At 65.4% G+C, this 26964-nt stretch carries 30 protein-coding genes and 2 pseudogenes; 21 read left to right on the forward strand and 11 right to left on the reverse strand.

What is annotated here, in order from left to right:
• Nucleotides 1-14: 14 nt before the first annotated feature.
• The 5 genes and pseudogenes from prfB (at nt 15) to ASG29_RS16360 (ending at nt 3852) form a co-directional block, all read left to right on the forward strand.
• The gene (gene prfB / locus ASG29_RS06835; RefSeq protein WP_055982059.1) at nt 15-1142 is read left to right on the forward strand and encodes a peptide chain release factor 2; all 1128 of its coding nucleotides are present in this window, start codon (nt 15-17) and stop codon (nt 1140-1142) included.
• Nucleotides 1139-1921 carry a class I SAM-dependent methyltransferase gene (locus tag ASG29_RS06840; protein WP_082515737.1) on the forward strand — a complete coding sequence of 261 codons (783 nt, stop codon included), beginning with the start codon at nt 1139-1141 and terminating at the stop codon, nt 1919-1921. The genes prfB and ASG29_RS06840 overlap by 4 nt, the downstream gene beginning before the upstream one ends.
• Nucleotides 1918-2550: pseudogene (gene thyA / locus ASG29_RS06845) on the forward strand (thymidylate synthase); the annotation flags it as partial. The gene ASG29_RS06840 and the pseudogene thyA, both read left to right, overlap by 4 nt.
• 80 nt (nt 2551-2630) lie before the next feature.
• Nucleotides 2631-2834, forward strand: a complete 204-nt coding sequence (locus ASG29_RS17815) for a recombinase family protein (RefSeq protein ID WP_414884293.1) — start codon at nt 2631-2633, stop codon at nt 2832-2834.
• 118 nt (nt 2835-2952) lie between these two features.
• The gene (locus ASG29_RS16360; RefSeq protein ID WP_082515740.1) at nt 2953-3852 is read left to right on the forward strand and encodes a thymidylate synthase; all 900 of its coding nucleotides are present in this window, start codon (nt 2953-2955) and stop codon (nt 3850-3852) included.
• A 17-nt stretch (nt 3853-3869) separates the two neighbouring features.
• On the opposite strand, the gene ASG29_RS06855 is transcribed toward ASG29_RS16360, so the two are convergent.
• Nucleotides 3870-4154, reverse strand: coding sequence for a hypothetical protein (locus tag ASG29_RS06855; protein ID WP_162242948.1), 285 nt, complete (start codon nt 4152-4154; stop codon nt 3870-3872).
• A gap of 131 nt (nt 4155-4285) precedes the next feature.
• Here ASG29_RS06855 and ASG29_RS17820 point away from each other — a divergent pair, with 131 nt between their 5' ends.
• Nucleotides 4286-4558 carry a helix-turn-helix domain-containing protein gene (locus ASG29_RS17820; protein ID WP_055982065.1) on the forward strand — a complete coding sequence of 91 codons (273 nt, stop codon included), beginning with the start codon at nt 4286-4288 and terminating at the stop codon, nt 4556-4558.
• 322 nt (nt 4559-4880) lie between these two features.
• Here ASG29_RS17820 and ASG29_RS17450 read toward each other — a convergent pair.
• Nucleotides 4881-5237, reverse strand: a pseudogene (locus tag ASG29_RS17450) (LysR substrate-binding domain-containing protein); the annotation flags it as partial.
• Between the two features lie 239 nt (nt 5238-5476).
• On the opposite strand from ASG29_RS17450, the gene ASG29_RS06870 reads away from it, so the two are divergent.
• Genes ASG29_RS06870 through arsH form a run of 5 tightly spaced genes read left to right on the forward strand, consistent with a single transcriptional unit; the run spans nt 5477 to nt 8622 of the window.
• Nucleotides 5477-5806, forward strand: coding sequence for an ArsR/SmtB family transcription factor (locus ASG29_RS06870; RefSeq protein ID WP_055982071.1), 330 nt, complete (start codon nt 5477-5479; stop codon nt 5804-5806).
• 14 nt (nt 5807-5820) lie between these two features.
• Entirely contained in the window at nt 5821-6249 is a 429-nt protein-coding gene (arsC, locus tag ASG29_RS06875; RefSeq protein WP_055982074.1) for an arsenate reductase (glutaredoxin), read from the forward strand.
• The gene (locus ASG29_RS06880) at nt 6246-7532 is read left to right on the forward strand and encodes an arsenic transporter (protein WP_055982077.1); all 1287 of its coding nucleotides are present in this window, start codon (nt 6246-6248) and stop codon (nt 7530-7532) included. The genes arsC and ASG29_RS06880 overlap by 4 nt, the downstream gene beginning before the upstream one ends.
• On the forward strand, nt 7529-7852 hold the full coding sequence (locus ASG29_RS06885; protein WP_055982079.1) for a YnfA family protein: 324 nt from the start codon (nt 7529-7531) through the stop codon (nt 7850-7852). Before ASG29_RS06880 ends, ASG29_RS06885 begins: the two co-directional genes overlap by 4 nt.
• A gap of 29 nt (nt 7853-7881) precedes the next feature.
• A complete protein-coding gene (gene arsH, locus ASG29_RS06890) occupies nt 7882-8622 on the forward strand; it encodes an arsenical resistance protein ArsH (RefSeq protein ID WP_055982082.1) in 741 nt (246 codons plus the stop codon).
• A 13-nt stretch (nt 8623-8635) separates the two neighbouring features.
• On the opposite strand, the gene ASG29_RS06895 is transcribed toward arsH, so the two are convergent.
• Together ASG29_RS06895 and ASG29_RS06900 are read right to left on the reverse strand one after the other, a co-directional pair.
• The gene (locus tag ASG29_RS06895) at nt 8636-9463 is read right to left on the reverse strand and encodes a DUF5677 domain-containing protein (RefSeq protein ID WP_055982085.1); all 828 of its coding nucleotides are present in this window, start codon (nt 9461-9463) and stop codon (nt 8636-8638) included.
• Entirely contained in the window at nt 9463-9867 is a 405-nt protein-coding gene (locus ASG29_RS06900; protein ID WP_055982088.1) for a MerR family transcriptional regulator, read from the reverse strand. Before ASG29_RS06900 ends, ASG29_RS06895 begins: the two co-directional genes overlap by 1 nt.
• 68 nt (nt 9868-9935) lie before the next feature.
• On the opposite strand from ASG29_RS06900, the gene ASG29_RS06905 reads away from it, so the two are divergent.
• Genes ASG29_RS06905 through ASG29_RS06930 form a run of 6 tightly spaced genes read left to right on the forward strand, consistent with a single transcriptional unit; the run spans nt 9936 to nt 17518 of the window.
• Nucleotides 9936-10580, forward strand: coding sequence for a cation transporter (locus ASG29_RS06905; protein ID WP_055982091.1), 645 nt, complete (start codon nt 9936-9938; stop codon nt 10578-10580).
• A gap of 11 nt (nt 10581-10591) precedes the next feature.
• Complete coding sequence (locus ASG29_RS06910) at nt 10592-10921, forward strand: hypothetical protein (RefSeq protein WP_156457921.1); 330 nt, start codon at nt 10592-10594, stop codon at nt 10919-10921.
• A gap of 57 nt (nt 10922-10978) precedes the next feature.
• Nucleotides 10979-12241 (forward strand): TolC family protein, encoded by a 1263-nt coding sequence (locus tag ASG29_RS06915; protein WP_055982096.1) that lies wholly within the window; start codon nt 10979-10981, stop codon nt 12239-12241.
• Entirely contained in the window at nt 12238-13386 is a 1149-nt protein-coding gene (locus ASG29_RS06920) for an efflux RND transporter periplasmic adaptor subunit (RefSeq protein WP_055982099.1), read from the forward strand. The genes ASG29_RS06915 and ASG29_RS06920 overlap by 4 nt, the downstream gene beginning before the upstream one ends.
• A gap of 3 nt (nt 13387-13389) precedes the next feature.
• Nucleotides 13390-16611: an efflux RND transporter permease subunit gene (locus ASG29_RS06925; RefSeq protein ID WP_055982102.1), complete on the forward strand. Its 3222-nt coding sequence runs from the start codon at nt 13390-13392 to the stop codon at nt 16609-16611.
• Entirely contained in the window at nt 16601-17518 is a 918-nt protein-coding gene (locus tag ASG29_RS06930) for a cation diffusion facilitator family transporter (RefSeq protein ID WP_055982105.1), read from the forward strand. The genes ASG29_RS06925 and ASG29_RS06930 overlap by 11 nt, the downstream gene beginning before the upstream one ends.
• Nucleotides 17519-17775: 257 nt before the next feature.
• Here the strand turns inward: ASG29_RS06930 and ASG29_RS06935 are convergent, their stop codons facing one another.
• The 3 genes from ASG29_RS06935 to ASG29_RS06940 are packed head-to-tail and all read right to left on the reverse strand — an operon-like array spanning nt 17776 to nt 19175.
• A complete protein-coding gene (locus ASG29_RS06935) occupies nt 17776-17988 on the reverse strand; it encodes a hypothetical protein (protein ID WP_055982108.1) in 213 nt (70 codons plus the stop codon).
• A 43-nt stretch (nt 17989-18031) separates the two neighbouring features.
• Nucleotides 18032-18367 (reverse strand): hypothetical protein, encoded by a 336-nt coding sequence (locus ASG29_RS16660; protein WP_156457922.1) that lies wholly within the window; start codon nt 18365-18367, stop codon nt 18032-18034.
• 52 nt (nt 18368-18419) lie between these two features.
• Nucleotides 18420-19175 carry a MauE/DoxX family redox-associated membrane protein gene (locus ASG29_RS06940; RefSeq protein WP_055982110.1) on the reverse strand — a complete coding sequence of 252 codons (756 nt, stop codon included), beginning with the start codon at nt 19173-19175 and terminating at the stop codon, nt 18420-18422.
• Nucleotides 19176-19248: 73 nt separating this feature from the next.
• On the opposite strand from ASG29_RS06940, the gene ASG29_RS06945 reads away from it, so the two are divergent.
• Nucleotides 19249-19647, forward strand: a complete 399-nt coding sequence (locus tag ASG29_RS06945) for a MerR family transcriptional regulator (protein WP_200932382.1) — start codon at nt 19249-19251, stop codon at nt 19645-19647.
• A 357-nt stretch (nt 19648-20004) separates the two neighbouring features.
• Nucleotides 20005-21069 carry a hypothetical protein gene (locus tag ASG29_RS06950; RefSeq protein ID WP_055982112.1) on the forward strand — a complete coding sequence of 355 codons (1065 nt, stop codon included), beginning with the start codon at nt 20005-20007 and terminating at the stop codon, nt 21067-21069.
• Nucleotides 21070-21391: 322 nt separating this feature from the next.
• On the opposite strand, the gene ASG29_RS06955 is transcribed toward ASG29_RS06950, so the two are convergent.
• The 4 genes from ASG29_RS06955 to ASG29_RS06970 all read right to left on the reverse strand — a co-directional run bounded on the left by ASG29_RS06955 (nt 21392) and on the right by ASG29_RS06970 (nt 25232).
• Nucleotides 21392-21874 carry a c-type cytochrome gene (locus tag ASG29_RS06955; RefSeq protein ID WP_037529331.1) on the reverse strand — a complete coding sequence of 161 codons (483 nt, stop codon included), beginning with the start codon at nt 21872-21874 and terminating at the stop codon, nt 21392-21394.
• Nucleotides 21875-21886: 12 nt separating this feature from the next.
• Nucleotides 21887-23122 (reverse strand): molybdopterin-dependent oxidoreductase, encoded by a 1236-nt coding sequence (locus ASG29_RS06960; protein ID WP_055982114.1) that lies wholly within the window; start codon nt 23120-23122, stop codon nt 21887-21889.
• A gap of 89 nt (nt 23123-23211) precedes the next feature.
• Entirely contained in the window at nt 23212-24363 is a 1152-nt protein-coding gene (locus ASG29_RS06965) for a TDT family transporter (protein ID WP_055982116.1), read from the reverse strand.
• Complete coding sequence (locus ASG29_RS06970; protein ID WP_055982119.1) at nt 24360-25232, reverse strand: LysR family transcriptional regulator; 873 nt, start codon at nt 25230-25232, stop codon at nt 24360-24362. The genes ASG29_RS06965 and ASG29_RS06970 overlap by 4 nt, the downstream gene beginning before the upstream one ends.
• Nucleotides 25233-25378: 146 nt before the next feature.
• On the opposite strand from ASG29_RS06970, the gene ASG29_RS06975 reads away from it, so the two are divergent.
• Nucleotides 25379-26446: a sulfite oxidase gene (locus ASG29_RS06975; protein WP_037529332.1), complete on the forward strand. Its 1068-nt coding sequence runs from the start codon at nt 25379-25381 to the stop codon at nt 26444-26446.
• Nucleotides 26443-26955: an MgtC/SapB family protein gene (locus ASG29_RS06980; RefSeq protein ID WP_052149081.1), complete on the forward strand. Its 513-nt coding sequence runs from the start codon at nt 26443-26445 to the stop codon at nt 26953-26955. Before ASG29_RS06975 ends, ASG29_RS06980 begins: the two co-directional genes overlap by 4 nt.
• Nucleotides 26956-26964: the final 9 nt, after the last annotated feature.

A 26964-nucleotide genomic window follows, 5' to 3' on the forward strand; every position in this document is an offset into this window, starting at 1 on the left:
CCCAGGAGAGCCCTATGCGCGCCGAAGCGCAGTCCCATGTCGATACCATCAACGAGGCGCTGGCGCTGTTGCGCCGGTCGCTCGACTGGGACCGCGCGCTGCGGCGGCTGGACGAACTGAACGCGCGCGTCGAGGATCAGGCGCTGTGGAACGATCCGAAGGCGGCGCAGGACGTGATGCGCGAGCGCCGCCGCCTGGACGAGGCGATCACCGCCACGCGCGCGATCGAGCGCGACCTGTCGGACAATGTCGAGCTGATCGAGATGGCGGAGGCCGAGGGCGACGCCGGGATGGTCGACGACGGCACCGCCGCGCTTGCCGAACTGGCCGCGCGGGCGGACAGGGACAAGGTCAAGGCACTGCTGTCGGGAGAAGCCGACGCCAACGACAGCTATATCGAGATCAATGCGGGCGCGGGCGGCACCGAGTCGCAGGACTGGGCCGAGATGCTCCAGCGCATGTACACCCGCTGGGCCGAGCGGCAGGGATACAAGGTCGAACTGATCGACTATCACGCCGGGGAGCAGGCCGGGATCAAATCCGCCACGCTGCTGCTGAAGGGCGAGAACGCCTATGGCTATGCCAAGGTCGAAAGCGGGGTCCACCGCCTGGTCCGCATCAGCCCGTACGACAGCGCGGCGCGGCGCCATACCAGCTTTTCCAGCGTCTGGGTCTATCCCGTCATCGATGACAATATCGAGGTCGAGATCAACGAAAGCGACCTGCGCATCGACACCTATCGTGCGTCGGGCGCGGGCGGGCAGCACATCAACACCACCGATTCCGCGGTCCGCATCACTCACCTGCCCACGAATATCGTCGTGCAGTGCCAGAACCAGCGATCGCAGCACAAGAACAAGGCAGAAGCGTACAACCAGCTGCGCGCCCGCCTGTACGAGCGCGAACTGGCGGAGCGCGAGGCGGTGGCCAATGCCGAGAACGCCAGCAAGACCGACATCGGCTGGGGCCACCAGATCCGCAGCTATGTCCTGCAACCCTATCAGCTGGTGAAGGACCTGCGCACCGGCGCGACGTCCACTTCGCCAGGTGACGTGCTGGACGGCGACCTCGGCGACTTCATGGCCGCCGCGCTGGCCCAGCGCGTGACCGGCGAGAAGGTCGAGGTGGAGGACGTGGATTGAGGCGGACCGGCCTCCTGCTGCTGGCGGCGTTCGTCCTGACCGGATGCGACGGATCGCAACCGCTGGTGAAACGCAAGGCCAAGGCTCCCGGTCCGTTTCCCGCGGCCGACCGTCCGGTCGCGAACATCGTGTCGTCGCGCTGGTCGACCGAGGAGGCACGCGACCGGCTGAACGAGGCGGAGCGGGTGATGGACCTCGCCGGCGTCCGTCCCGGCATGACGATCGCGGATATCGGCGCGGGCGAGGGTTATTATACCATCCGGCTCGCCAAACGCGTCGGCGAGGACGGGCGCGTGCTGGCGCAGGACATCTTTCCCGCCGTGCGCGATGCACTGGCGGAGCGGGTCAGTCGCGAGCGGCTGGAGAACGTCAGCGTCCGGCTGGGCACCGCATCCGATCCCAAATTGCCCGACGCGAGTTTCGATCGCGTGCTGATGGTCCACATGTATCACGAGATCGCGCAGCCGTACGAGTTCCTGTGGCGACTGCGCCCGTCGCTGCGCCCCGACGGACTGGTCGTGGTGGTCGACGCGAACCGTTCGACGCGTGACCACGGGACGCCGCCGGTCCTGCTGGAATGCGAGTTCCGCGCGGTCGGTTATCAGCGCGTGGGCATGCGCGAACTACGGTCGGCCGGGGGATATTTCGCGACCTTCCGCGCGGTCGGCGCCCGCCCCGATCCCGATGCGATCCGGCCATGCCGCATCGACGACCGCCGTCCCGCGTCGACGGCGACCTCGCATCCGACGGTGCGAGACGGCGATCGCGAGGCATCATGACCCGTCACCCCGAACACCAGTATCTCGATCTCCTCGGCCAGGTGCTCGACCATGGCGACGACCGGATGGATCGTACCGGCGTGGGCACGAGATCGATCTTCGGCGCGATGGTGCGCTTCGACCTGTCGACCGGCCAGGTGCCGATCCTCACGACCAAGCGGGTGTATTGGAAGACCGCGGTGAAGGAGATGCTGTGGTTCCTGACGGGCGGCACGAACATCCGGCCATTGCTGGAGGACAATGTCCGCATCTGGACCGACTGGCCCTTGGCCACCTACCGGCGCGAAACCGGGGAGGACGTATCGCAGGAGGAGTTCGAGCGGCGGATCGTCGCCGATGACGACTTCGCGGCAAGATGGGGCGAGCTGGGGCCCGTGTACGGCAAGCAATGGCGTCGCTGGATGGGCGCGGATGGTCGCGAGTACGACCAGATCGGCGAACTGGTCCGCATGCTGCGCGACGATCCGTCGAGCCGGCGGATGCTGTTCCACGGCTGGAACGTCGCGGAACTGGGCGCGATGGCATTGCCGCCGTGCCACATGGTCTACCAATATCACGTGACCTCCGACGGGCGTTTGAACTGCCTCCTCTTCCAACGATCGGTCGACCTGCTACTGGGTGCGAGCTATTTTTCCGGCGTAGCGCCAAGCTATCACTGAATGAATGAGAGTGTGGGAAGCGTCTAATGCGCATAGTAGCGCTACTATCGATGAATGAAAGTAGCCAGCTGCCTCCGCTTCGCCGTACCGACAGCGGGCGTCTTGAAACGACAAACGTCATGCACAAGATCATGTTCATGGCCTTTACGGCGATTGCCGCCTGTGAGCGGGACCTCGTTACTGAGCGAACAGAGGCCGGACTGGCCTCAGCACGCGCGAGTGGGCAGAAGAATGGCAGGCCGTTTGCAAATTAGGGCAATGATTCAAAGCTCGCGTCGCCCATGCTTTTCGAGGTCAAGTCCTTGGTCACGGAAGTAGCAAACTGTTTGGGGTCGGGCGAAACGCTCTCAATGCTCTGCGGAAGGAAAAACAATGATTAGGCACCCCGAGCATCAATATCTCGATTTACTCTCGCAGGTACTTGAGGCAGGCGACGAACGTGAGGATAGAACTAAGATCGGCACTAAGTCAGTGTTCGGCGCCATGGTGCGCTTCGATCTTTCCGAAGGCGACGCCCCAATCCTCACGACGAAGCGCGTCTACTGGAAGACGGCCGTCAAGGAGATGCTTTGGTTCCTCACTGGAAACACAAACATCCAGCCGCTGCTGCGGGAGAACGTGCGTATATGGAGCGATTGGCCGCTTGCCACGTATCGGCGCGAGACGGGCGAGGAAGTATCGCAGGAAGAATTTGAGCGCCGAATCGTTGAAGACGATTCCTTCGCTGTGCGGTGGGGAGATCTCGGGCCGGTCTACGGCAAACAGTGGCGCCGATGGCTCGGCTCCGATGGTCGAGAATACGATCAGATCGCCGAGCTGGTTAAAACGCTTCGAGAAAATCCGACAAGTCGCAGGATGCTTTTCCACGGCTGGAACGTCGCCGAACTTGGATCGATGGCGTTACCGCCCTGTCACATGGTCTATCAGTATCACGTGACGTCGGATGGACGGCTGAATTGTCTTCTTTTCCAAAGGTCAGTTGATTTACTGCTCGGGGCCGCATTCAACTACGTCGGTGCGACGGCACTTCAGCTCATGCTTGCTCAGCAGGCAGATCTGCGCGCCGGTGAGCTTATCTGGGTAGGCGGTGACGTTCACCTCTACCTGAACCATCTCGAACAAGCCCGCGAACAGGCCCAGCGACAGCCACGGCCATTCCCTAAAATGCGTCTCATCCGTAAGCCCAGCGACATAGACGGTTATCGAATCGAGGATTTTGAGGTCGAGGGCTATGCACCTCATAGCGCGATCAAAGCAGATGTAGCGGTGTAGTCCGCTCCCGTCGAACGTCAGCGCCGATCTTCCGGCCATTCTTGGCCACTCAGCCAGGGAAAATGCCAACCCGTGGCAATCATCTCGTCGTTGCCTGCGTTCTCTCTGTAGACGCGTAGGCCGGCGTGCCTCCCCTGCATGTCCGATGGGTACGTTTCACGTCCGTCGAGGTCGAATGCGGTGAGAGATATGTCAATGTCTTCAAGGCCTCCGATTTGACCCTCTGTCAAGATCGGCAGCACCTCCGCCATTATGTCGGCGAACTCCTTAGCGGTGTACCTGCCAGCTAAATGTATCCTCATCTCCGTCCTTCTAAGTTGCATCTGCGGGCCAGCCCGACGTCGCAACCCTTATAGCTGAAATGCACGGGACTCAAAAGCCGTGTTCTTCAAGGCCGTGGACCTGTCGACGTCCAGCCGTCACGTCCGTTCTCATGGAGCGAGAGGTGCTGCAGATCATCGGAGCGACGATTCGGAGACTCCGCGAACAAACCGGGTTGAGCCAGGAAGCGTTTGCGCAAGCTGCGGACTTGGACCGATCCTTCTACGGTCGGGTAGAGCGCGGGACCCAGAACATCGCACTTACCACCCTATGCATCGTGGCTAGCACCCTGAAGGTCCATCCTCGCGAACTCCTCGACGATCTCAACGAGCCTGACTATATCGGTTTGAAGCCTTCACGCCGTAGACAGGAGGTCCTCAAATAAGAATTAAACAGCTCATGTGTTGCATCGTAGCGAAAGTAGAGTGGTGGCTACTGTAGAATATGTCCGCCTTTAGTCTCAGGCAACTACTGAGCTACGACTGTTGGCAAAGCTCCGCGGATCATCCGGACTGCCATGCCACTTCCTAGAACCGGTTATTTATCCGTGCGCCCGGAACAACAACTGTGCCGTTTTGGTCAAGAGGTGAAGCGGATTTCCTCGGGGCGGCCGCTGACAAACGGGATTTACCACCCTGAAGCAGATCGGTGCCGTTCGTTAGGCGCTGAGGATCCCGATTGCGGTGCTTCAACGAACGTTCGTGCGGCTATGATTTATGGCGCAGGGAATCCACTAGGAGTGTGAAAGCAGCCGATGGTTGCCGCCGACTGGGGTAATGCAGGTGTTCGCCGGCAAAGGGCGGGCACCAATCATCCAGCACCCTGACCAGCTCCCCGCGAATGACGTGCTCGGCGACCGAACTTTCCATCACGAACTCGAGACCGACACCGCGCACGGCAGCCCGCACGATCGTCGCGGTGCTGTTGCAGGACATTTGCCCGTCGACCCGCATGCGTATCTCTCGGTCGCCATGCTCCAGCTCCCGCGCGTACATGCCTCCCGCCGATCGAAGCCGCAGATTGATGCAGTTGTGCTGCGATAGATCCTGCGGTGTCGTTGGAAAGGGGTGCTGTTCAAGGTACGACGGTCAGCGGACAGCTGCCATCCGGAGATCGGGACCGATCCTTGCGGCGATCATATCCTTCGCGAGTGCCTCGCCCAATCTGACGCCGGCGAACTGATCCGTGGTGATATCGGTCAGACCGGAGTCGATACTGAGCTCGACCTGGATGTCGATGCGATTCCATCGGAATAATCCGATGCATATTGCGGAGAGGGCGTCTCATCGGTTAAAGCCGATGCATGAACAATCTGGAAGCACTCACCGCCCTGGCGGCACTTTCGCACCCGACGCGCCTTGCGACGTTCAGAATGCTGGTCAGATACGAGCCGGCTGGCCTCGCGACCGGGGAGATCGCACAGGCCATGAGCATGACGCAAAGCACGTTCTCGACTCATCTCGCCGTGCTCGCAAAGGCCCGCCTTGTTCGCGCCGAGAAGAACGGTCGCAACCAGGTACAGCGTCCGAACGTCACCGCTCTTCGCGAGCTCATGGTCTTCCTCGCCAAGGACTGCTGCCAAGGCAGCCCCGAACTCTGCGAGCCGCTGCTTGCCGAACTCACCTGCTGCTGACGCGGAGCACTGACATGACCGAAATCGTGATCTACCATAACCCCGCCTGCGGGACCTCGCGCAACGTCCTCGAGCTGATCCGCAACACCGGCGTTGAGCCACGCGTCGTCGAATATCTGAAGACGCCGCCGTCACGCGTTATGCTGACCCAGCTCATTGATCGCGCTGGCATCACGGCGCGCCAGCTTCTGCGCGAGAAGGGCACGCCCTACGCCGAGCTCGGCCTCGACGACTTGGCGATCAGCGACGAAGCTCTGATCGACGCGATGATCGATCACCCGATCCTCATCAACCGCCCGCTGGTCGTCACGCCGTTGGGTGTCCGCCTCTGCCGCCCGTCGGAAGCGGTGCTGGACATCTTGGTGGACGCGCAGATCGGCGCCTTCGCCAAGGAGGACGGAGAGCAGGTCGTCGATGCCGACGGGAACCGCGTGGCGGGATGATCGCCGCTCTCCTGATCTTCGTCGTCACCATCGGCCTCGTCATATGGCAGCCCCGAGGCCTCGGCATCGGCTGGAGCGCAATGGGCGGCGCGGCGGTCGCGCTGGTCGCCGGCGTCGTCACAGTCCCGGACATCCCGATCGTCTGGAACATCGTCTGGAACGCCACCGCCACCTTCGTCGCGATCATCGTCGTCAGCCTGCTGCTCGACGCCGCCGGCTTCTTCGAATGGGCCGCTCTCCACGTCGCCCGCTGGGCCGGTGGACATGGACGCCGCCTGTTCGCGCTGGTCGTGCTGCTTGGCGCCGCGGTCTCTGCGCTCTTCGCCAACGATGGTGCGGCGCTCATCCTCACCCCCATCGTCATCGCGATGTTGCGGGCACTGGGCTACGGTCCGAAGCCGACGCTCGCCTTCGTCATGGCTGCCGGCTTCATCGCAGATACAGCCAGCCTGCCGCTGGTCGTCTCGAACCTCGTCAACATCGTCTCGGCCGACTTCTTCCGCCTCGGCTTCGGCGAATATGCGCTGGTCATGGTGCCCGTCGATCTCGCCGCGATCGCCGCCACGCTGGTCGTACTGACGCTCTACTTCCGGCGCGACATCCCTGCCGAATACGACGTCGGGCAGCTTCGGCTGCCGGGGGCCGCCATTCGCGACCCGGCGACTTTCCGCACTGGCTGGATCGTCCTTGCGCTGCTGCTCGTCGGCTTCTTCGTGCTCGACCCGCTTGGCGTGCCGGTCAGCGCGGTGGCAGCGGTCGGGGCGCTGCTGCTGCTGGCGGTCGCCGCCCGGGGCACGGTCATCGAGACGCGCAAGGTGATCCGTGACGCTCCATGGCAGGTGGTGATCTTCTCGCTGGGCATGTATCTCGTCGTCTACGGTCTGCGGAACGCCGGTCTTACCACTCATCTCGCCACGCTGCTCGACCGCACCGCCGAAGGCGGCGTCTGGGGCGCGGCGTTCGGCACCGGCATCATCGCGGCCGTGCTGTCGTCGGTCATGAACAACATGCCGACGGTGCTGGTGGGCGCGCTGTCGATCGACGCGTCGCACGCCACGGGCACTGTGCGGGACGCGATGATCTACGCCAACGTCATCGGCTGCGATCTCGGCCCCAAGCTCACGCCGATCGGGTCGCTGGCCACGCTTCTGTGGCTCCACGTCCTCGACCAGAAGGGCGTCAAGATCGGCTGGGGCTACTACTTCAAGGTCGGGGTGACGCTGACGGTGCCCGTGCTGCTCATCACGCTCGCCGCCCTTGCCCTGAGGCTCTCCATCGCATGACCGCCATCGTCTACATCGCCGCGGCGCTCGCCGAGATCGCCGGCTGCTTTGCCTTCTGGGCGTGGCTCCGGATGGGCAAGTCACCGCTCTGGTTCGCCCCGGGCATCGTGTCGCTCATCCTCTTCGCATGGCTGCTCACCCGAGTGGACAGCGACGCGGCAGGCCGAGCGTATGCTGCGTATGGCGGCATCTACATCTGCGCGTCGCTCATCTGGTTGTGGAGCGTAGAGGGTGTCCGACCAGACCGATGGGACGTCGGTGGCGCCGCGCTGTGCCTGGTGGGCACCTGCGTGATCCTGCTTGCACCGCGAGCCACCTGACCGCGACCAGCCATACTGGAGCTACCCACATGCCCCTCCGCACGATCACCGATCCGACGCACATGCCGGCCCTCGACCGATCCTTCGTCATCGATCGACCGGCGCTGGGTCTCGGGTCGGATCAGCCACCGCCGCGCATCCTTCTGCTCTACGGGTCGCTGCGCGAGCGCTCGTTCTCCCGCCTCTGCGTCGAGGAGGCGGCGCGTCTACTGCAGCTGTTCGGCGCCGAGACGCGCATCTTCGATCCCAGCGACCTGCCGCTGCCCGACAGGATAGCGGGTGACGACCACCCGGCGGTGCACGAGTTGCGCGAACTGTCGATGTGGTCGGAGGGCCACGTATGGTGCAGCCCGGAGCGGCATGGCCAGATCACGGCTGTCATGAAGAACCAGATCGACCATCTGCCGCTTTCGATGGGTGGAATGCGCCCGACGCAGGGCCGTACTCTCGCCGTCATGCAGGTGTCGGCCGGGTCGCAGTCCTTCAACAGCGTCAACACGCTGCGTCTGCTCGGCCGCTGGATGCGAATGTTCACGACCCCGAACCAGTCGTCGGTCGCGATGGCCTACAAGGAGTTCGGCGACGACGACCGCATGCGGCCCTCCAGCTACTACGATCGCATCGTCGACGTGATGGAGGAGCTGGTGCGCTTCACTGTGCTTCTACGACCCCACTCAACACAGCTTGTCGACCGCTATTCAGAACGCAAGGAGCGCGGGGTTATCCTTGATCCATCCATGGACCACTCGGCGATCGCCATCGCACGATGATCTCCTGCTGCGGTCACCGCCGGCGGCGTAATACCTTCTTCCCCGGCTTTCTGATCTTAACCGAACGCGCCTTACGCCCTCTCTCCTCGGCCTCTGGAAACAGTCCTGACATGTCACGTATCGCCCGGGTCATCAGCATCGCCGCGAAGTCCAGCGCGGAAGCCATGTAGAAGGTGTCCTTCTCGTTCCGGAACCCCGCCCCCCGGCCGTGCTCGCTCATCCGGTAAAAGGCGACCGGGCCCGTATGGGTGTGGTTGCTCAGGAACCGGTAGAAGAAGCGGAACCCCTTCTTGTCGAGGTCAGTCCGGTCGATCACGTCGTCCTGAACGAACGGCGTCTTCTCGCCCTTCAAGAGTTCCCGCCGCCTCTTCTCCGATAGCGCCGCGAGATAGGGATTTGCGGCGAACCTCGTCTCCAGGTCGGTCCGGACGACATTTCGGAGGGCACGCGTCTCTTCATCCATCTCCTCCTCACCAAGCTCTGCGAACAGTTTCGCCCTCGACCCGTCGTCGTGAAGGTTGAGAAGGATGATGCGTGCGTCCTTCTGATCCTGCGGCACGTCGTCGATGCATAGGAAGAAGAAGAACAGGTAGCATTCGGCCAGATTGCGCGCGATCGACGCCACCGCGCTGAAATCCACGTGCGTGTTCGGGCCCATCGTCGGCGTCAGCGTCTGGATGCTCTTGGCCGTCACCACCAAACGGGTGAAGAGTACCGATGCCCAGTAGTGCTGCGGCGTGGGGCTGGGTATCCCACTCGCGCCAACGGAGACAACTTCCGCAGCCGATACGAGCTTGCCGAAGGCGGCTCGGGCGGGAACGTACATGGCCTCCGCCTTCATCAGCGGGCTCCCGGGGCGAATGCCTCGAGAATGCGACACTCCGCCATGGTGCCTCCAGCGCAGCTGGAGATGACACCCGCTAGTTCGCGCCGAAGCGCCGTCAGATCGGCGATCTTGCGATCGATCTCCTCCAGGTGACGGTTGGCCAGTGCGTCCACCGTGCCGCAGTCCCGATCGCGCTGCTCAGCCATGTCGAGCAGCGCGCGCACCTCGTCCAGCGAGAAGCCGAGATCGCGCGTGCGGCGGATGAAGCGAAGCCGCTCCAGATCCTCCGGCCGATAAGACCGGTAGTTGCCTGCCGTCCGAGCCGGAGGAGCGATCAGTCCCGCGCGCTCGTAATAGCGCACCGTCTCCACCTTGGTGCCGGTCGCCTCAGCCAGCTTGCCGATCGTCAGTGCATTCATCTCTTGACCCTGTAGCGGCTACAGGGTCCATATAGGACGTCGCACGACGAACACGAAGGGCGACGACCATGGCCTGCGGCAGCTGCTGCGCATCATCGAACAAGGGGACATCCGCCGATCCCAGATGGAGGCGGGCGCTCTGGATCGCGCTCGGCGTGAACGCCGCCATGTTCGCCGCCGAGATCGTCGCGGGCGTGGCGGGCGGATCGAAGGCGCTGCAGGCGGACGCGCTCGACTTCCTCGGCGATAGCGCGAACTACGCGATCAGTCTTGGCGTGGCCGGCATGGCGCTGGCTTGGCGAGCGAGGGCGGCACTGCTCAAGGGCGCGACGCTCGCAATCCTCGGCGTCTACGTCCTGGCAGCGGCACTTTGGGCGGTCTGGCACGGCGGCACGCCGCAGGCCGGGATCATGGGTGTTGTCGGCGTGATCGCGCTGGTGGCGAACGCCGGTGTCGCGCTGATGCTGTATCGCTATCGCACCGGCGACGCGAACATGCGCTCCGTCTGGATCTGCTCGCGCAACGACGCGATCGGCAACGTCGCCGTAGTGCTCGCCGCAGCGGGCGTGTTCGGGACCGGCACCGCCTGGCCCGATCTGATCGTCGCGGGCATCATGGCCCTGCTCGGTATCAGCGGCGGCGTGCAGATCATCATGCAGGCGCGATCCGAGATCGTCCCGGATGGGCGGGGTTACACGGTGCCGGCGGAATGATAATAAAAGGCATGCGCAAGCTCGTGCCCTTCCTGGCGTGCCTGATGCTGGTCCTCACGACATGGGCCGGCATGGCGCATGCTACCGAAGCAGGCGGCGTCGAGATGAGCAGGACCGAGATGGCCGCCCACGCACCAGGCGACGGCGACGAAGTTCCGGCCGATGCCGACAAGGGCTATCCGCACCATCACGCGAGCTGCCACGAGCACCATGTGAACACGCCGAACGTCGAGACGACGGCGGCTCCAATCCTCGCGGCGTCGACCTTGCCGCCAGCTGATTCCAGCCGCGCGCTGAGCGGGCACGACACCGAAGCAGACCTCCGCCCCCCGCAAACCTGACGCGTCGATTGGGCGCGCGTGGACGCGCGTCCGGGTCAATAACGTCAGGAGCATCTCATGCATCGCATCATCGCGGCCGTACTGGCCGCAGGCGCCTGCGCATCATCGCTGCAGGCCCAGACTGTGAGGACCGCCGCCCCGGCGCCGGTCCTCACGCTTGCCGAGGCGCTCGACAGGGCGGGCGCGTCGTCGCCGTTCCAGGACGCGGCAGCGGCCGGCATCCGTGCCGCCGAAGCGCAGCGCCGCGTCGCCGGCCTTCGTCCCAACCCGTCGATCGTCGGCGAAGCGGAGAACGTCGCCGGCACCGGCATCTATCAGGGGCTGCGATCATCGGAGACGACGCTTGGCCTCGCGCTGCCGCTGGAGCTCGGCGGCAAGCGCGGCGCCCGCATCGCCGTCGCCGAGGCGCAGATCGGACGTGCCGGTCTCCAGGCCGAGATCGCTCGCGCCGACCTGCGGCTGCGGGTGACACAGACCTACAACGCCGCCGCCGCCGCCCAGCGTCGGGTCATCATCGCGGAGGATCAGGTAGGCATCGCGGCCGAAGTGCTGCGTGCCGCCCGCGTGCGGGTGCGGGCCGGCCGCGCATCGCCGCTCGAGGAGCAGCGCGCGGACGTCGCTCGCATTTCTGCGGAAGGGGCGTTCGAACGAACGCGACGGTCGGCCGAGGCTGCGTCCGGCAATCTCGCCCGGCTGCTCGGCATGCCGGTGGGACGGCTCGATCGCAGCTGGTTCGATGCGGTGCCTTCAGCTGGCACGATGCGACCGATGGCGACTTCCGGGACCCTGACGGTCGCAGCGGCGCGCGCCGACCTCGACACGGCGAGCGCGCAGGTGCGTCTGGCACGCAGCCAGCGAGTGCCCGACCTGACGGTCAGCGCCAGCGCGCGGCGGCTGGAGCAGACCAACGACGTCGCCGCGGTGTTCGGCTTCTCCATCCCCCTCAACGTCTTCAACAACGGGCGCGCGAGCATCGCGGTGGCCGAGGCCCAGCGCGAGCAGTCGGATGCACAGAGGCGCGCCGCGCTGCTTGACGCCGAGCAGGACGTCGCGACAGCGCAGGCCGATGCCGAGAACGCCGCGACCACGGCGCGCAACGCCGCTGGACCGGCGCTTGCCGCGGCGACCGAGGCCGCCCGCATCGCCCGCATCGGCTACCGCGAAGGCAAGTTCGGGCAGCTCGATCTGCTCGATGCCGAACGCACGCTGCTCGAAACCCGCACGGCCGCGATCGACGCGCTGGCCGCCCATCACGACGCGCAGGCGCGCCTGGATCGGCTGACCGCCGCCGCGCCGCTTCCCAAGGACGATCAACGATGAACCGCATCATGAAGGTCGCCATGCCGGCCATTCTGGCGCTCGCCGTCTCCGGCTGCGGCCGCTCGGCCGAGCCAACGGAGAACGCCGGCGAGGCCGGGGAGACCAAGGAAGCCGCCACAGGCGATCCGATGACCGCTACGCTCTCCGCGCAGCAGATCGCGGACGCAGGCATCGAAGTCACCCGTCCGACCGTTGGCGGCGTCGCGGGCGCAATCGAGCTTCCCGCGACCATCGAGGGCGACCCGCAGGGCGTGCAGGTGGTCTCGGCCGCCATCGGGGGCCGCCTCGTCTCGCTAACCCGCAATCTCGGCCAGCCGGTCCGGCGCGGCGATACGCTCGCCATCATCGAGAGCCGGGAGGCCGCAAGCCTCAACGCCGAGGTGGAAGCGGCGAGCGCCCGCTCGGCGCTGGCGCAGTCGAACCTCCGACGCGAGCAGCGCCTTTTCGCGGAACGCGTGTCGCCCGAGCAGGACCTCGTCGCCGCCCGCACTGCCGCAACCGAGGCGAACATCGCGCTGCGTCTCGCCCGTCAACAGCTGTCGGCCACCGGTGGCGGCGGTGGCGCCCTCAACCGCATCACCGTCCGGTCGCCCATCTCGGGTCAGGTGATCGCCCGCTCAGCCACGCTCGGTCAACAGATCGCCGCCGACGCCGAGATCTTCCGGGTCGCGAACCTCGCCAATGTGTCGGTGACGATGTCGGTGGTGCCGGCAGATGCCCGGCGCGTCGCGCCTGGTGCGCGCGTCGAGGTCACGTCGGCAGGACGGCGTCAGGAAGGCCGCGTGACCTTCGTCTCGCCGATCCTCGACGAGACCACCCGCCTGGTGCCGGTGATCGCCAGCATCGACAACGCAGGCGGCACATGGCGCGTCGGCGAGAATGTCAGCGTGTCGGTGCTGTTGCCGGCCACCGGCGATCGCAGCATCGCCGTGCCTTCCGCCGCGGTGCAGATGATCGGCGACAAGCCGCATGTCTTCGTCCGAACCCCGTCCGGCTTCAAAGCCATTCCGGTGACGCTCGGCCGGACCAACGGTGGTTCGGTCAGCGTCACCGCCGGCCTGACCGGCGAGGAGCGCATCGCATCGACCAACTCGTTCACGCTCAAGGCCGAACTCGGCAAGGGCGAAGCGAAGGACGAGGACTAGGTCATGCTCGCCCGTATCGTCACCATCGCCGTCGAGAAGCGCTGGCTCGTCCTGCTGCTGACCGTCGCCGCGGCATTCGCCGGGGTGTTCGCCATCCAGCGGCTGCCGATCGACGCCGTGCCCGACATCACCAACAACCAAGTGCAGATCAACGTCGTCGCGCCTGCACTATCGCCCGACCAGATCGAGAAGCAGGTCGCCTTCACCGTCGAGACCGCGCTCGCCGGCATTCCCGGCCTCGAACACACCCGCTCGCTCAGTCGCAACGGTTTCGCCCAGATCACCGCGGTCTTCGATGAGAAGACCGACATCTACTTTGCGAGGTCGCAGGTCGCCGAGCGGCTACGCACGACGGAGGAGAGCCTGCCCGAAGGCGTGAACCCGGAGATGGGGCCGATTGCCACCGGGCTCGGCGACATTTTCATGTGGACGGTCGAATATCGTGAGCTCGACCAGGTCAACCATCGCAATGGCGAGCCCGGCCTGCAGAAGGATGGCAGCTACATCACGCCGGAGGGTGACCACCTCGTCGATGCCGCCGACAAGGCGACCTACCTACGCACCGTTCAGGACTGGATCGTCACGCCGCAGCTGAAGAGCAGTGCTGGGCTGGCCGGCGTCGACAGTCTGGGCGGCTACACCAAGCAGTATCTGGTCGTCCCCGACATCCAGCGCATGGCGGCGATGAAGATCACGCTTCAGGATCTCGCCACCGCGCTCGAGCGCAACAACACCAGCGCCGGGGCTGGCGTCGTCAACCGCAACGGCGAGGGGCTGGCCGTTCGTGCGGATGGTCGCGTGCGCAACGCCGACGAACTGGCGCGGACCGTGATCGCCACACGCGAGAGCGTGCCCATCCTGCTCAGCCAGATTGGCACCGTCCGCACAGGACAGGCGCTGCGCATGGGATCGGCATCCGAGAACGGGCGCGAGGTCGTCGTCGGCACCGCCGTCATGCGGATCGGCGAGAACAGCCGCACCGTATCCACCGGGGTCGGCGAACGGCTAAAGGCAATCGGCCGCGCGCTGCCCGTCGACGTCGTGGTCAAGCCGGTGCTCAACCGCACCGAGCTGGTCAACTCGACCATCGCCACGGTCGCCCGCAACCTCGCGGAGGGAGCGCTGCTCGTCATCGTCGTGCTGTTCGCGCTACTCGGCAACTTCCGCGCGGCGCTGATCGCGGCGCTCGTCATTCCGATCACGATGCTGCTGACCAGCGTCGGCATGCTCCGCGCAGGCGTCTCGGCCAATCTGATGAGCCTCGGCGCGCTCGACTTTGGGTTGATCGTCGACGGCGCCGTCATCATCGTCGAGAACGCGCTGCGGCGGCTTGGCGACGCGCAGCACGGCCGAGCCGAGCCGCTGCCGCTCCGGCAACGCCTCGATCTGGTTGCGGCATCGGCCCGTGAGATGATCCGCCCGTCCGTCTACGGTCAGGCGATCATCATCCTTGTCTACGCACCGTTGCTCACCTTCACCGGTGTGGAGGGCAAGATGTTCGAACCGATGGCGCTGACGGTCATCATCGCGCTCGTCTTCGCCTTCATCCTGTCGATGACCTTCGTGCCTGCTACCATCGCCATCTGGCTCAGCCGACCGGTCGACGAGAAGGAGAGCCGGATCATCGGCTGGCTGCGTCGCCGTTACGAGCCGGGTCTCGGCAAGGCGATGGGGCGGCCGAGCGTCACGCTGGGCGTCGCGATGGGCGCGCTGGCGCTGGCCGGCGTCGGGTTCACGACCCTCGGACAGGAGTTTCTGCCGCAGCTCGACGAGGGCAACATCCTTGTGCAGGCGGTCCGCATCCCCGGAACCTCGGTCGACCAAAGCCAGGCAATGCAGTTCCAGGTCGAGAAGATGCTGGCGCGTCAGCCCGAGGTGCGCTTCGCCTTCTCGCGCACGGGCACGTCTGAGATCGCGTCGGACCCGATGCCGCCGAACGCCACCGACACCTTCGTCATCCTGAAACCGCGTGCCGAATGGCCCGACCCCGGCCTCGCCAAGGAGGAGCTGGTGGAGCGGATGGAGAAGAGGCTCTCGACGCTGCCCGGCAACGCCTACGAGATCACCCAGCCGATCCAGATGCGCTTCAACGAACTGATCGCCGGCGTCCGCGGCGACATCGCGGTGAAGGTGTTCGGTGACGACTTCGGCGGCATGAATGACGCGGCCGACCGCATCGCCGACATCCTGCGCAAGACGCGTGGTGCGGTCGACGTGCGGGTCGAGCAGACCGAAGGACTGCCGATGCTCGACATCCGCCCCAATCGCATGGCGATGTCGCGGATCGGCGTCACCGCCGGTGACGTGCAGGACACCGTCGCGGCCGCAATCGGCGGACGTGAGGCCGGGGTGATCTTCGAGGGCGATCGCCGCTTCCCGGTGGTGATCCGCCTGTCCGAAGCATCGCGATCGGACCTGACCGAGGTGGCGCAGGTGCCGGTGCCGACCTCGGTTGGTGGCTTCGTGCCGCTATCGACGGTCGCCGACATCGCGGTCGTCGACGGCCCGAACCAGATCAGTCGCGAGAACGGCAAGCGCCGCGTCGTCGTACAGGCGAACGTCCGCGACCGGGACGTGGCGGGTGTGGTGGCTGACGCGCGTGCGGCCATCGATGCGCAGGTGAAGCTGCCGCCGGGGACGTACGTCGAATGGGGTGGGCAGTTCGAGAATCTGGCCTCCGCCCGCGATCGGCTGCTGCTGGTCGTGCCGGTGTGTTTCGCGGTCATCATGCTGCTGCTCTACGGGGCGCTCGGCTCGGTGCGCGACGCAGTGATCGTCTTCACAGGCGTGCCGCTGGCGCTCGTCGGTGGCGTGCTGGCGCTGGTCCTCCGGGGAATGCCGTTCTCCGTGTCCGCCGCCGTCGGCTTCATCGCATTGTCGGGTATCGCAGTGCTCAACGGGCTGGTCATGGTGTCTTCCATCCACGACCTCATGGCGCGCGGCATCGACCGGGTGCAGGCCGCCCAATACGGGGCGCTCGCACGCCTGCGGCCCGTCGCGATGACGGCGCTCGTGGCCAGCCTCGGCTTCGTGCCGATGGCGCTCGGCCACGGTGCGGGCGCGGAAGTGCAGAAGCCGCTGGCGACGGTCGTCATCGGCGGCCTAATCTCGGCGACGCTACTGACCCTGTTCGTCCTGCCGACGCTCTACGCCCGCTTCGGCGGATGGCGCCCTGCCCACACCGCACCCGAAACTCCATATGAGGAGGCACACCATGGCTCATGACGACGGCTCGGCCGGGCACTCGCACGACCACACGGCAGGCGCCAACGCCAAGATGCTCGGCTGGGCGCTCGCCTTGACCTCCGCCTATCTGGTGGCGGAGGTGATCGGCGGCATCGTCTTCAACAGCCTCGCCCTGCTGTCCGACGCCGCCCACATGATGACCGACGTTGCGGCGCTGGTGATCGCGCTGCTGGCGATCCGGCTCGGACGCAAGGCGCCGGACGAGAAGCGGACGTTCGGCTACCGACGCTTCGAGATCCTTGCCGCCGCCTTCAACGCGGTGCTGCTGTTCGGCATCGCGATCTACGTCTTCGTGGAGGCGATCAGGCGGTTCACCGAGCCGCAGGAGATCCAGTCCTGGGGCATGATGATCGTCGCGGCGATCGGCCTGGTCGTGAACCTCATATCCATGCGGCTGCTGACCGCCGGCAAGGACGCGAGCTTCAACGTCAAGGGAGCCTACCTCGAGGTGTGGGCTGACATGATCGGCTCGATCGGCGTCATCGCGGGCGCCGCGGCGATCCGCTTCACCGGCTGGACCTGGATCGATCCCGTGGTTGCGGTGGCGATCGGCCTGTGGGTGCTGCCGCGCACGTGGATCCTGCTTCGCGACACCACCAACGTGCTGCTCGAGGGTGTTCCATCAAGCCTGCGGCTGACCGAGGTCCGTGCGGCCATCGCAGCCGTGCCGGGCGTCGCGGGGCTCCACGACCTCCACGTCTGGTCGATGTCGAACGACGACGTCAGCTGCACCGTGCACGTGACGCTGGGACAGGGATGCGATCCGGACCCCGTCCGCCTCGGCGTCGCGGCCATGCTGGACCAGCGCTTCGACATCTCGCACGTCACCGTGCAGACCGAAGCACCGGGCGAACCATGCGGAGACGGGCACGAGGTCCATGCCTGATGGTGCGCCGCCGGCACGAAGGCCACCCCGGCGATGGTCGGATGAGGACGACGACGATTTGCGACGGCGCATCGCCGCACGTCAGCAGATCGGCGACATCGCACGGGCCATGAACCGAACCGTCGACGGGATCCGGGGACGAGCGGCGACGCTTCGTCTGAGACTGCCGGGGCGGAACCGGCCATGGCGGACAAACGGCGGCACCGTCCCCGACGGTCAGGACTGAGCGGCGGGGGCGCAGGCCCCCGCCGGCAGCTTCACTTGGTCGGCATCTTCATGCCCGACATGTCGTGGCCGGCGTGATTGCCGCCCTTCTTCATGTCCTTACAACAGTCACCCTTGCCGTCCTTGCAGCAGTCAGCGCCGTCCTTGCAGCACGTCTTGTCGGCACAGCAGTCGGCCGCCGCGAACGCGGTGGCGGGAACGAGCGCGAGCGCGACAGCCGCGCCGATGAACCTGATCGTCTTCATGTGTGCATTCCTCGAAAAACATAATCTTCAGATAGCCGTTAGATCACGCGGTTCGCGGAGGAGGTGGTGCGGGACCACCGGTGCGGCCCTCCAGGTCGGGGAGGGAAGAGGCGATCGGAATGCCCGCTGCAAGCACCGGCCGGGTCGCGTCGCCGATCCGCTGCGGATCGGTCGCCACACATGAACTCGCACACGCGGCGGCTGAAGACTTTCCAGCCGGCTTGTCCGAAGGCTGTTCGCATCCAACCATGGCATCATGCACGACGGCGGGTGGCGCCGCTGCGTTCGCGGCTGCTTCGCATACCGGGCCGACACGCAGCACGAGCATCATCGCCAGCACTGACAGCGCAATGACGCGGGAGATGCGGGCGAAGCTCATGATACGCGTCTAGGACGAACGGAGGAACTACGCCAGTGCGACACGCCGTTGTTCAGTGCCCGGCCGACAGGATCGGTGCCGCGACCATCCAGAGCGCCATCGCCACCATCATCACGTTCTCGGTGAGAGACAGGAACCCGAGCGGCACGTTGCTGTCACCGCCTACGCAGGCGCATTTCAGTTCGCGCCTGTCCACGTAGACGGCCTTTATCACCGACGCTGCACCGATCGCCCCGATCACCAGCGCGATCGGAACAGACAGCCAAGTCAGCACGCCGGCCCCCATCAGCACGCCCGCCAGCCCCTCGGCGTAGGGATAGACGTAGGAATACGGCACCCAGCGTTTGGCCAGCAGGTCGTAGTTGAGGAACATCGTCGCAAACTTCTCGACGTTCTGGAGCTTCAGCAGCGCCAGCACGCACATCGAGAACGCGATGAACCACTCGCCTGCGCGCACCGTAAGCGGCGTGCCGAAGGCGGCCAGGCTGGCGGCAAGCGCCATCAGCCCCGTCATCGCGAAGACGACGATCACGGGGCGGTAGGTCACGGCCTGGGGGTCGGGCACGGACTTGCCGAAGAAGCGACGCAGGTCGTCGTAGCCGCCGATCCGCTCGCCGCCGATGAAGGTCTGCGGCGTGGTCTTCACGCCATGCTCCGCCTTGAACGCGTTGGTTTCTTCGCGCGTGCGCAGCCAATGGTCCTCGACGTCGTAGCCCTGCCGCTGGAGCAAGTCCTTCGCCTTCAGCCCGAACGGGCACGTGTGGGTGGGCATCACCATGCGGTGGAGCACCGCCTTCTTCGTCGCCATCTCGTCTTCTCCGATCCTAGATCGGGTCCCATATGGGGTCCGTACCATGGTCCGGGGTCAAGACGTGGCAGACATGACGATCGCGAAACTTGCAGCGGAAGGCGGTGTCGGCGTGGAGACGATCCGCTTCTACCAGCGCCGCGGCCTGATCCACACCCCGAAGAAACCGCAGCGCGCCGGGACTGCAGGCGGTATCCGCCGCTACGGCCAAGACGACGTGCGGCAGCTGCACTTCATCCGGTCAGCCAAGGCGGCAGGCTTCACGCTGGAGCAAATCGGCGAGCTTCTGGCCCTCGACGCCACGGACGATCGGGCACGAGCGCGCGAACTTGCCGGCGAGCGGCTGAAGGCGCTGGACGAGAAGATCGCCGAACTGGATCGAGCCCGGGCTGCGCTTCGGCGCCTTGCTCATGAATGCGGCAGCGGCAGCGCGGGACCCTGTCCGATACTCACGGCGTTCGACGCCGCGTGATCAGTCGGCGCGCATGCGGCACCCCCTCGATGCGCGTCATCTAGACTCGCGACACGCACTACTCTGCCGAAAGGCGCAATTGACGTCATCCAGCAGATCGGTGGCAGTAAGGGCCAATTGCAGACGTTCAGTGGCACCTACCCGTTTCTGGAAAGCTGCCGTTCGTTCACCGAAGTTGCGCGCCATGGTTCGAGCTCTGTCTAGATAATGCACAGGGATCGCGAAGGCGAGCGTTCCACAGTCCGGCTTGATCGGTGATCGACAGAACCGTACCGGGCGAACCCGCATGACGAGGCGCAACGTGCCGGAGGTGCTCAGTACCTTCACGGCGTCGCCAACCGCGCGTAATATCCGCTCATGTTCAGGCAGAAGACGACAATCGTGGTAGGGGCTGGTGCCAGCTGCGAGCTTGGACTGCCTTCAGGCGACGGGCTCAAGGAGCAGATCGTTAGCCTGCTGCGGCCCACCAACGATAACGCCTACGGCTTCGCGGATCCGGCCCTCCAGCAGGCGATGAAGGCGCTGGTCAGCCCAGACGTGACCTCATTCCAGAGCACGTTGCGCCCCTTCAAAGCGGCCGCACAACGCATCCTTCGTGGCCTCCCCTTGGCGCTGTCAATCGACAACTTCCTGCATTCGCATCAGGACGACCCCCATGTCGTTGACCTCGGGAAGCTTTGTATCGCGATCTGCATCCTGCGCGCCGAACGCTCGTCCCACCTATTCAAGCGACGGAACATCTACGTACTGGTCGAAGATCACAACGAGCCGCGAGAGGCATCCACGCATGGCGAGGAGCTGGCGAAAACTTGGTACCCCGCCTTCGCGCGCCTTCTTATGTCCGGCGTCCAGAGAAATAACATTAAGGAGGCGTTCGAAAACGTCCGTTTTGTCATCTTCAACTACGATCGGTGCCTCGAGCATTTTCTCTGGATGGCGTTACAAGACTATTTCGACGTAGACGGCGAAGTGGCTGCCGAGGTGCTGGAGGGCGTCCAGTTCACCCATCCCTACGGATCGCTCGGCGTTTTGCCTTGGCGCGGCAGGAGCGATGCCAACCTGCCGCTCGGAGGCACGGACAGCGTGGACCATTGGAAGGTCGGGAAGAGACTGCAAACGTTCACCGAAAGCGTCCGCAGCAAGGTAGCTCAAAACGTGGTTGAGGCCGTGCACAGCGCGGATACGCTGCTCGTCCTCGGCTTCGGCTATCTCGACCAGAATTTGCAGCTCCTGCGGCCGCAGATGAACGGCAACGCGCAGCGGGCGATCAGCACCGCCTATGGCGTGTCCGAGCCCGACCAGCGCATCGTTAGGCAGGCCCTGCTCACACTTGGCAACCAGACTCCGGACTTGACCTACCTAGAACAAGGATCGTGCAGAGAGCTGTTCGAGCACTTCCGGCTGATGCTTAGCTTGTCGTGAGAGGCTTGCAGCCGAACTTCACTACTCGCGACAAATCCTCACCTGAGAGACACTCAAGCGACGTGCGCGATGGAAAAGCGAGATCGGCAGGCAGACCCACTTCCGGCCACTCACACCCTCCATTTCGCTGCCCGATACCTGCCGCTCGTTCATGTGAGCGGCCCGACCGCTTGAGCGTGTGCTACCAGCACCCTGGAATGGCTGAGATTGGGGACATTGCTGCCCGGCCGGTTTCGGGAGCGCTGACACGGATAGCTGCCACTCGCCGTGCCCTCGGGTGTCCCGAAAACGATGGTATTTTGGGATTATGGAAGTGGCTCGGTTAGCCGGTTCCACCTGAAACATCGGGAGCCACCTTGGGGTCGGGGTCCTGCGCCTTGCCGGTTGCGGGTGCCGCCTTCTGATGCGGCATGGCGGTGAGATAGGCGACGATTGCGTCGACGTCCTTCTCGGCCACCGGCGCCTTATACACCTCGCGCATCTTGGTGACGGTCGCCTTCCACTGAGCCGCCGATAGCGCAGGCTGGGTCAGCGCCATACTGGCCGAGTGGCATGAGGTGCAGTTGGCGTTGATGACGTCGGCGTGCGGACCATCGGGATAGCTCGCGTCGTCGACCGGCAGGTCGACGCTGGTCGAGGTAAGCGAGAAGCCGCGGGCCGACACGCTGACGGGGGGCGCCGGCTCGGACGTCTCGGAGATCGGGGCAGACGCCTTGCGGCTGCTCGGCGCACCTATCGAGATGAGGATGATACCGGTCAGGCCGATCAGGCCAGCGGCCATGATGCCGGGAGACGGGGTCTTCATGCTACTCGCTCCTCAGGCCGCAATGATGGTGGTGGTTTCGATGTTGCCGCGCATGAACCCGCCGGGGTTCCAGATCGGCTTCATCGGCTGGGCGACACCGTTGGCGTTCCAGCAGCGCACCATGATGGGGTTGGGACCGCGCCTAAGCGGCACGCGACCATCCCAGCGCCGGAAGCTATACTTGCCCTCGTCCGCTCCGAGCGTCGTCCTGTACCAAGTGCGGCCACCATCGGATGAGACATCGACCTTGGCGACGCCGCAGTCGCCGCCCATCGCGATCCCGCCAACCGGGATGGACGCTTCATAGGCGATCGCCTGGCCATCCGGCAGGCTGGTCATCCAGCTGCGCGGGATCATGCGATTGATCGGCACGGTCGGGAAGTCCTTGGCACCGGGCGCGACATTCGCGCCGGGTGTAGCCGGTATCTTGTAGGCCTTGGCCATCCAATACTGGTCGTCAGGGCCGGGCAGTACCTCGATCGCGTTCAGCATCTTGACCCAGTAGGTCGAATACCAGCCCGGGACGATCAGCCGGCAGGGAAAGCCGTTGAGGAGCGGCAGCTGCTCGCCGTTCATGCCGAAGGCGATCATCACTTCGCCGTCGCGGGCATGGTCGATGTCGAGCGCCTTCTCGAAGTCAGGGGCGCCCGTCACAACCGGCTGATCGAGCGCGCCGAAGCGCACCTGTACCGCGCCTGCCTTGACCCCCGCGAGGTCCAGCACGTCGCGCAGGCGCACGCCGAGCCATTTGGCATTGCCCATCGCGCCGTTGCCCCATTGCGCGCCGGCGACACGCGGCTGGAACAACCCACGGCTGTTGCCCGAGCACTGATTGACCGCTGCCATCTCGACGCGCGGCAGGCGCAGCAGTTGGGCAAGGCTGATCGACAGCGGTCTGTTGACGTGGCCGAAGACCTTGAGGCGAAAGCTCTCGACGTCGATCGAGGTCGGGATGTCGGCCCAGTGCCAGCGGACGAAGAACTGGTCGTTGGGCGTGAACACCGACTTGTCGAACACGTCCATCGGCGTCTCCAACAGCGGAGGATGGATGCGTTGGAGGATCATGCTGCCCTTGCCAGGAAAGGCGCTGGTCATCGGCCGCTCGGCATTGCCGCCAGGCAGCTTCAGGTCGACGAGCTGCTGCGCCAGCGCAGGTGCTGCGGCAAGGCCGGCGGTGCCGAGCGCCGTACGCCTGAGAAAGCGGCGACGGCTGGTTTCACTCGCCAGCGCGGCGTCAAAATTGTCCATGACAAGGCTCTCCTGTGGCCAGCCACGCTGGCGGATCGAAGGGGCGTTCTGCAAGTGATCGGACCGACTGATCCGATCATCAGGGTGGATCAGTTCGGGGTAGCGATGCAGGGCGAGACGAACAGGTTGCCGCGCCATGCTCCGGCGAGCGTCTTGGCACCGACCAGCAGCCACATCGCCGCGAGCGCGATCGTCAGCACCGTGCCGACGATACCGAAGAAGCCGAGGTTCAGCGTCGTACCGAGGCGGAAGGTGGCGACGGTGTAGACGCCGAGCGGGAAGGTATAGCCCCACCAGCCAAGGTTGAATGGGACGCCGGCGCGCCAGTAGCGGATGGTGATGAGCGTCGCGAGCGCCAGCCACCACAGGCCGAAACCCCACAGGCAGAGCCCGGCGACGACGCCGATCCCTTGCGCGACGGTACCGACACCGACCAGCCCGTGCGCCGCGAGGATCGCCGGCGCATCCGCCCCAAGCACCAGCATACCCAGCGCCCCGGTGCCGATCGGCCCCAGCGCGAGCCAGGAGGATGCCGCCATGCTCTCGTGCGGGAGCTTGTGGAGCGCCATGCGCAGGATCAGAATAGCGAGGATGCCAAACGCGACCGGCACCGAATAGGCCCACAGCACATACGAGGTCGCGAGCGTCACGATCTGCGCGTGGGGATCGGTCAGATGCGGAGCGAGTAGCCCGCCGCTGGCACCCGCCACTTCCGCTGCGACGACCGGCAGCAGCCATACCGCGGTCATGCCGTCCAGGCTGTGCTCGTGGCGGGTAAACATCAGGTAGGGGATCAACACGCCGCAGGCGAGCGACATGGCGACGTCGATCCACCACAGGACGTGTGCGACCGGCACGATGCCGTTACCGAATCGCGCGATCCCGAAGGCGAGACATCCGTTGATGATCGTCGCCAGGCCCATCGGGATGGTCCCGATGAACATCGACACGGTGTTGTGGCCGAAGATGCGCCGTGCCTCATGCCCGAACATCGCCCAGCGCGCGCCATAGAGACCGGCGAACAGGATGAAGAGCGCGATGTTGAAGAACCACAACACCTCGCCAATCGGTTTGAGCGCGGGGCCGATGCCGGGCACCTGCGGCAGCGCGAGAGCGAGGATGCCGGTGCCCATGGTCGCGGCAAACCAGTTGGGTGTGAACTGGCGGATCATCTCGCGCGGGTGATCGAGCCTGCTTAGCGGCTTGAGGCCGGTCAGGGCCGAAGGTGCGTCGGCAGTCATGCGACCTGCTCCTTGATGAGGTCCGTCAGCGCGTCGGCCGCGCGGGTGCGATAGCGTTCCTTGTGGCGCAGCGCGTGGAAGGCGCGATCGGGTAACTCAAGCGCCAGCTCGACCAGATCGCCGGCCTTGAGCGCGCGTGCGACGACCAATCGCGACAACACAGCGACGCCGGCACCGGCCTCGACCGCGGTACGCACCGCCTCGTTGGACGGCAGCGTCATCGCTACCGTCAGCTGGGCCGGATCAAACCCGCGCGTTCGCAGCACGTCCTCGAAGGTCGAGCGCGTGCCCGAACCCTGCTCGCGGACGATCCAGCGTGCAGCGCGAAGCCAGTCCTCGTCGACACGCTCGGCGTCCCTGCGTCCGACCAGCACCATCGGATCGCGTCCGACTTCCCAATGCGCCAGCGCTGGTTCGTCCACTTCGCCTTCAACGAAACCGAGTTCCGCCGCTCCGCTAAGGACCTGCGCTGCCGCGCCTTCGGTGTTGTCGATCGCCAGCTCGACCGCGATCTGCGGGTGGCGCTCGTGGAAGGCGGCAAGCCTTGCGGGCAACCAGTAGCTTGCGATCGTCTGGCTGGCGACGATCCGCAACGAACCACGGGCAAGCCCGGCATAGTCCGCCAGCATCGTCTCGGCATGCGCTGCCCGCCCCAGCACCGCGCGCGCTTCCTCCAGAAAGCCGCGGCCCGCTTCGGTCAGCTGGATGCCACGCCCGACGCGGTGAAACAGAGGAACCCCGTAGCGCGCTTCGAGGGCCGCGACCGCGCCGGAGGCAGCGGACTGCGTGACGTTCAGCACCTCTGCTGCCTTGGTGACGTGTTCGCGCTCGGCGACACCGACGAAGATTCTGAGCTGCTCCAGGGTCATGCAGCTTGTATCGCGGAAACTGATCGATACGACCAACCGTTTGATCTGTTTGTTCCAATCTGGATATCGGAACGATTGGTAATCCTTCGTCTGCGATAGTCTTGAAGGCTTGAAGCGATCCGCGCGCTTGCGGCGTTGGTTCGTCCATGACTGATATGATCGAGCGCAAATCCGATCCCTACAACGCCGAGCCGACGCCCGGCGCGCTGATCGAGCGGTTCCTGACGCCGCAGGCGCTGTTCTACGTGCGCAGCCATGGTGCAGTGCCCGATCTGCCTGCCGATCACCGGATCGAAGTGAGCGGGACGGGCATGGCGAGCCGCTCCTTCTCGGTGGAGGAACTGAAAAGCGCGTTGGCCACGCGGACGGTGACGGCAGTTCTCCAGTGCGCCGGCAACCGGCGCACGGATCTCCAGCAGGTCGCTAAAACGTCCGGCGACCCCTGGGACGTGGGCGCGATCGGCAATGCGGAATGGACCGGCGTACGACTGTCCGACGTACTGGATGCCGTCGGTGCGCCGAATGCGTCCGACCTGTTCGTGGCGTTCACCGGCGCGGACGAGGTGGACGTCGAAGGCGAGGAAGCATTGTTCGGGGTCTCGATCGCCATGGACAAGGCGCGGCAACCCGACGTCCTTATTGCCTGGGCGATGAACGGCGAGCCGCTGACGCCCGAACACGGCGCACCGCTCCGCATGGTGGTGCCGGGCTATGCCGGGGTGCGGAGCGCCAAATGGCTGACACGGATCGAGGTGCGCGAGACGCCATCCGACGCACCGATCCAGGCGCACGACTACAAGCTCTTTCCTGCCGATGTGACGAGCGACACCGTCGACTGGAGCCAGGGTCTGACCATCAATGCCATGCCGCTCAACGCCGCGATCTGCGTGCCCGGCTCTGGCGAAAGCCTGCCGGCCGGGGAGGTGCGGATCGAGGGCTATGCCATCGCCTATGATCGCCGCGTCTCTCGGGTCGAAGTGTCGGTAAACGGTGGTCGCGACTGGCAACAGGCGACGTTCACCGATGATCCGGAGGCGCACTGGGGTTGGCGGCGCTGGACCCTCGACGCCACGCTCGCCAAGGGGCGCCAGCACCTTGTCGTGCGCGCCTTCGACGAGACTGGACAGGGTCAGCCCGAGCGGCCGGATACGGTGTGGAACTTCGCCGGCTATCTGTGCACCGCCTGGCATCATGTGCACGTGCTGGTCGAATGATCGAAGCATCAGCGGCATCGGACCTCGGCTTCTGGATCGATGCGATCGGGCGGCTGGTGGTGGCGACCGCGGCTGGGATGGTGCTCGGCTGGGAACGCTCGCGCGAGAACCGGCAGATCATGGGATTGCGAACGCTGGGTCTGGTCGGTCTGGCGAGCTGCATCGCCGTGCAGGCGATCGTGCACAGTGGCTTGCCGAACGTAAACGCCGATGCCGCAGGACGGGCGATGCAGGGCATTCTGTCCGGCGTCGGCTTCATCGGTGCCGGCGCGGTGCTGCGGGTCGGCCAGGGTCAGGAAGTGCATGGATTGGCGACCGCCGCGTGCATCTGGGTCACGGCCACGATCGGCGCGGCAGCAGGGTTGGCGGTGTGGCCGCTCATCATCGGCGGGTTGAGCCTTGCGATGCTCGTACTGTTCGCGGGCGCTCCGCTCGAACGTCGCATTCGCGAGCGGGCCAGGCTGACTCCGGCAGAGGCCGACCGGAAGGATGCCGAGCGCAAGCCGTGATCCCGCTGG

It is taken from the genome of Sphingomonas sp. Leaf412 (assembly GCF_001425405.1).
Lineage (GTDB): Bacteria > Pseudomonadota > Alphaproteobacteria > Sphingomonadales > Sphingomonadaceae > Sphingomonas.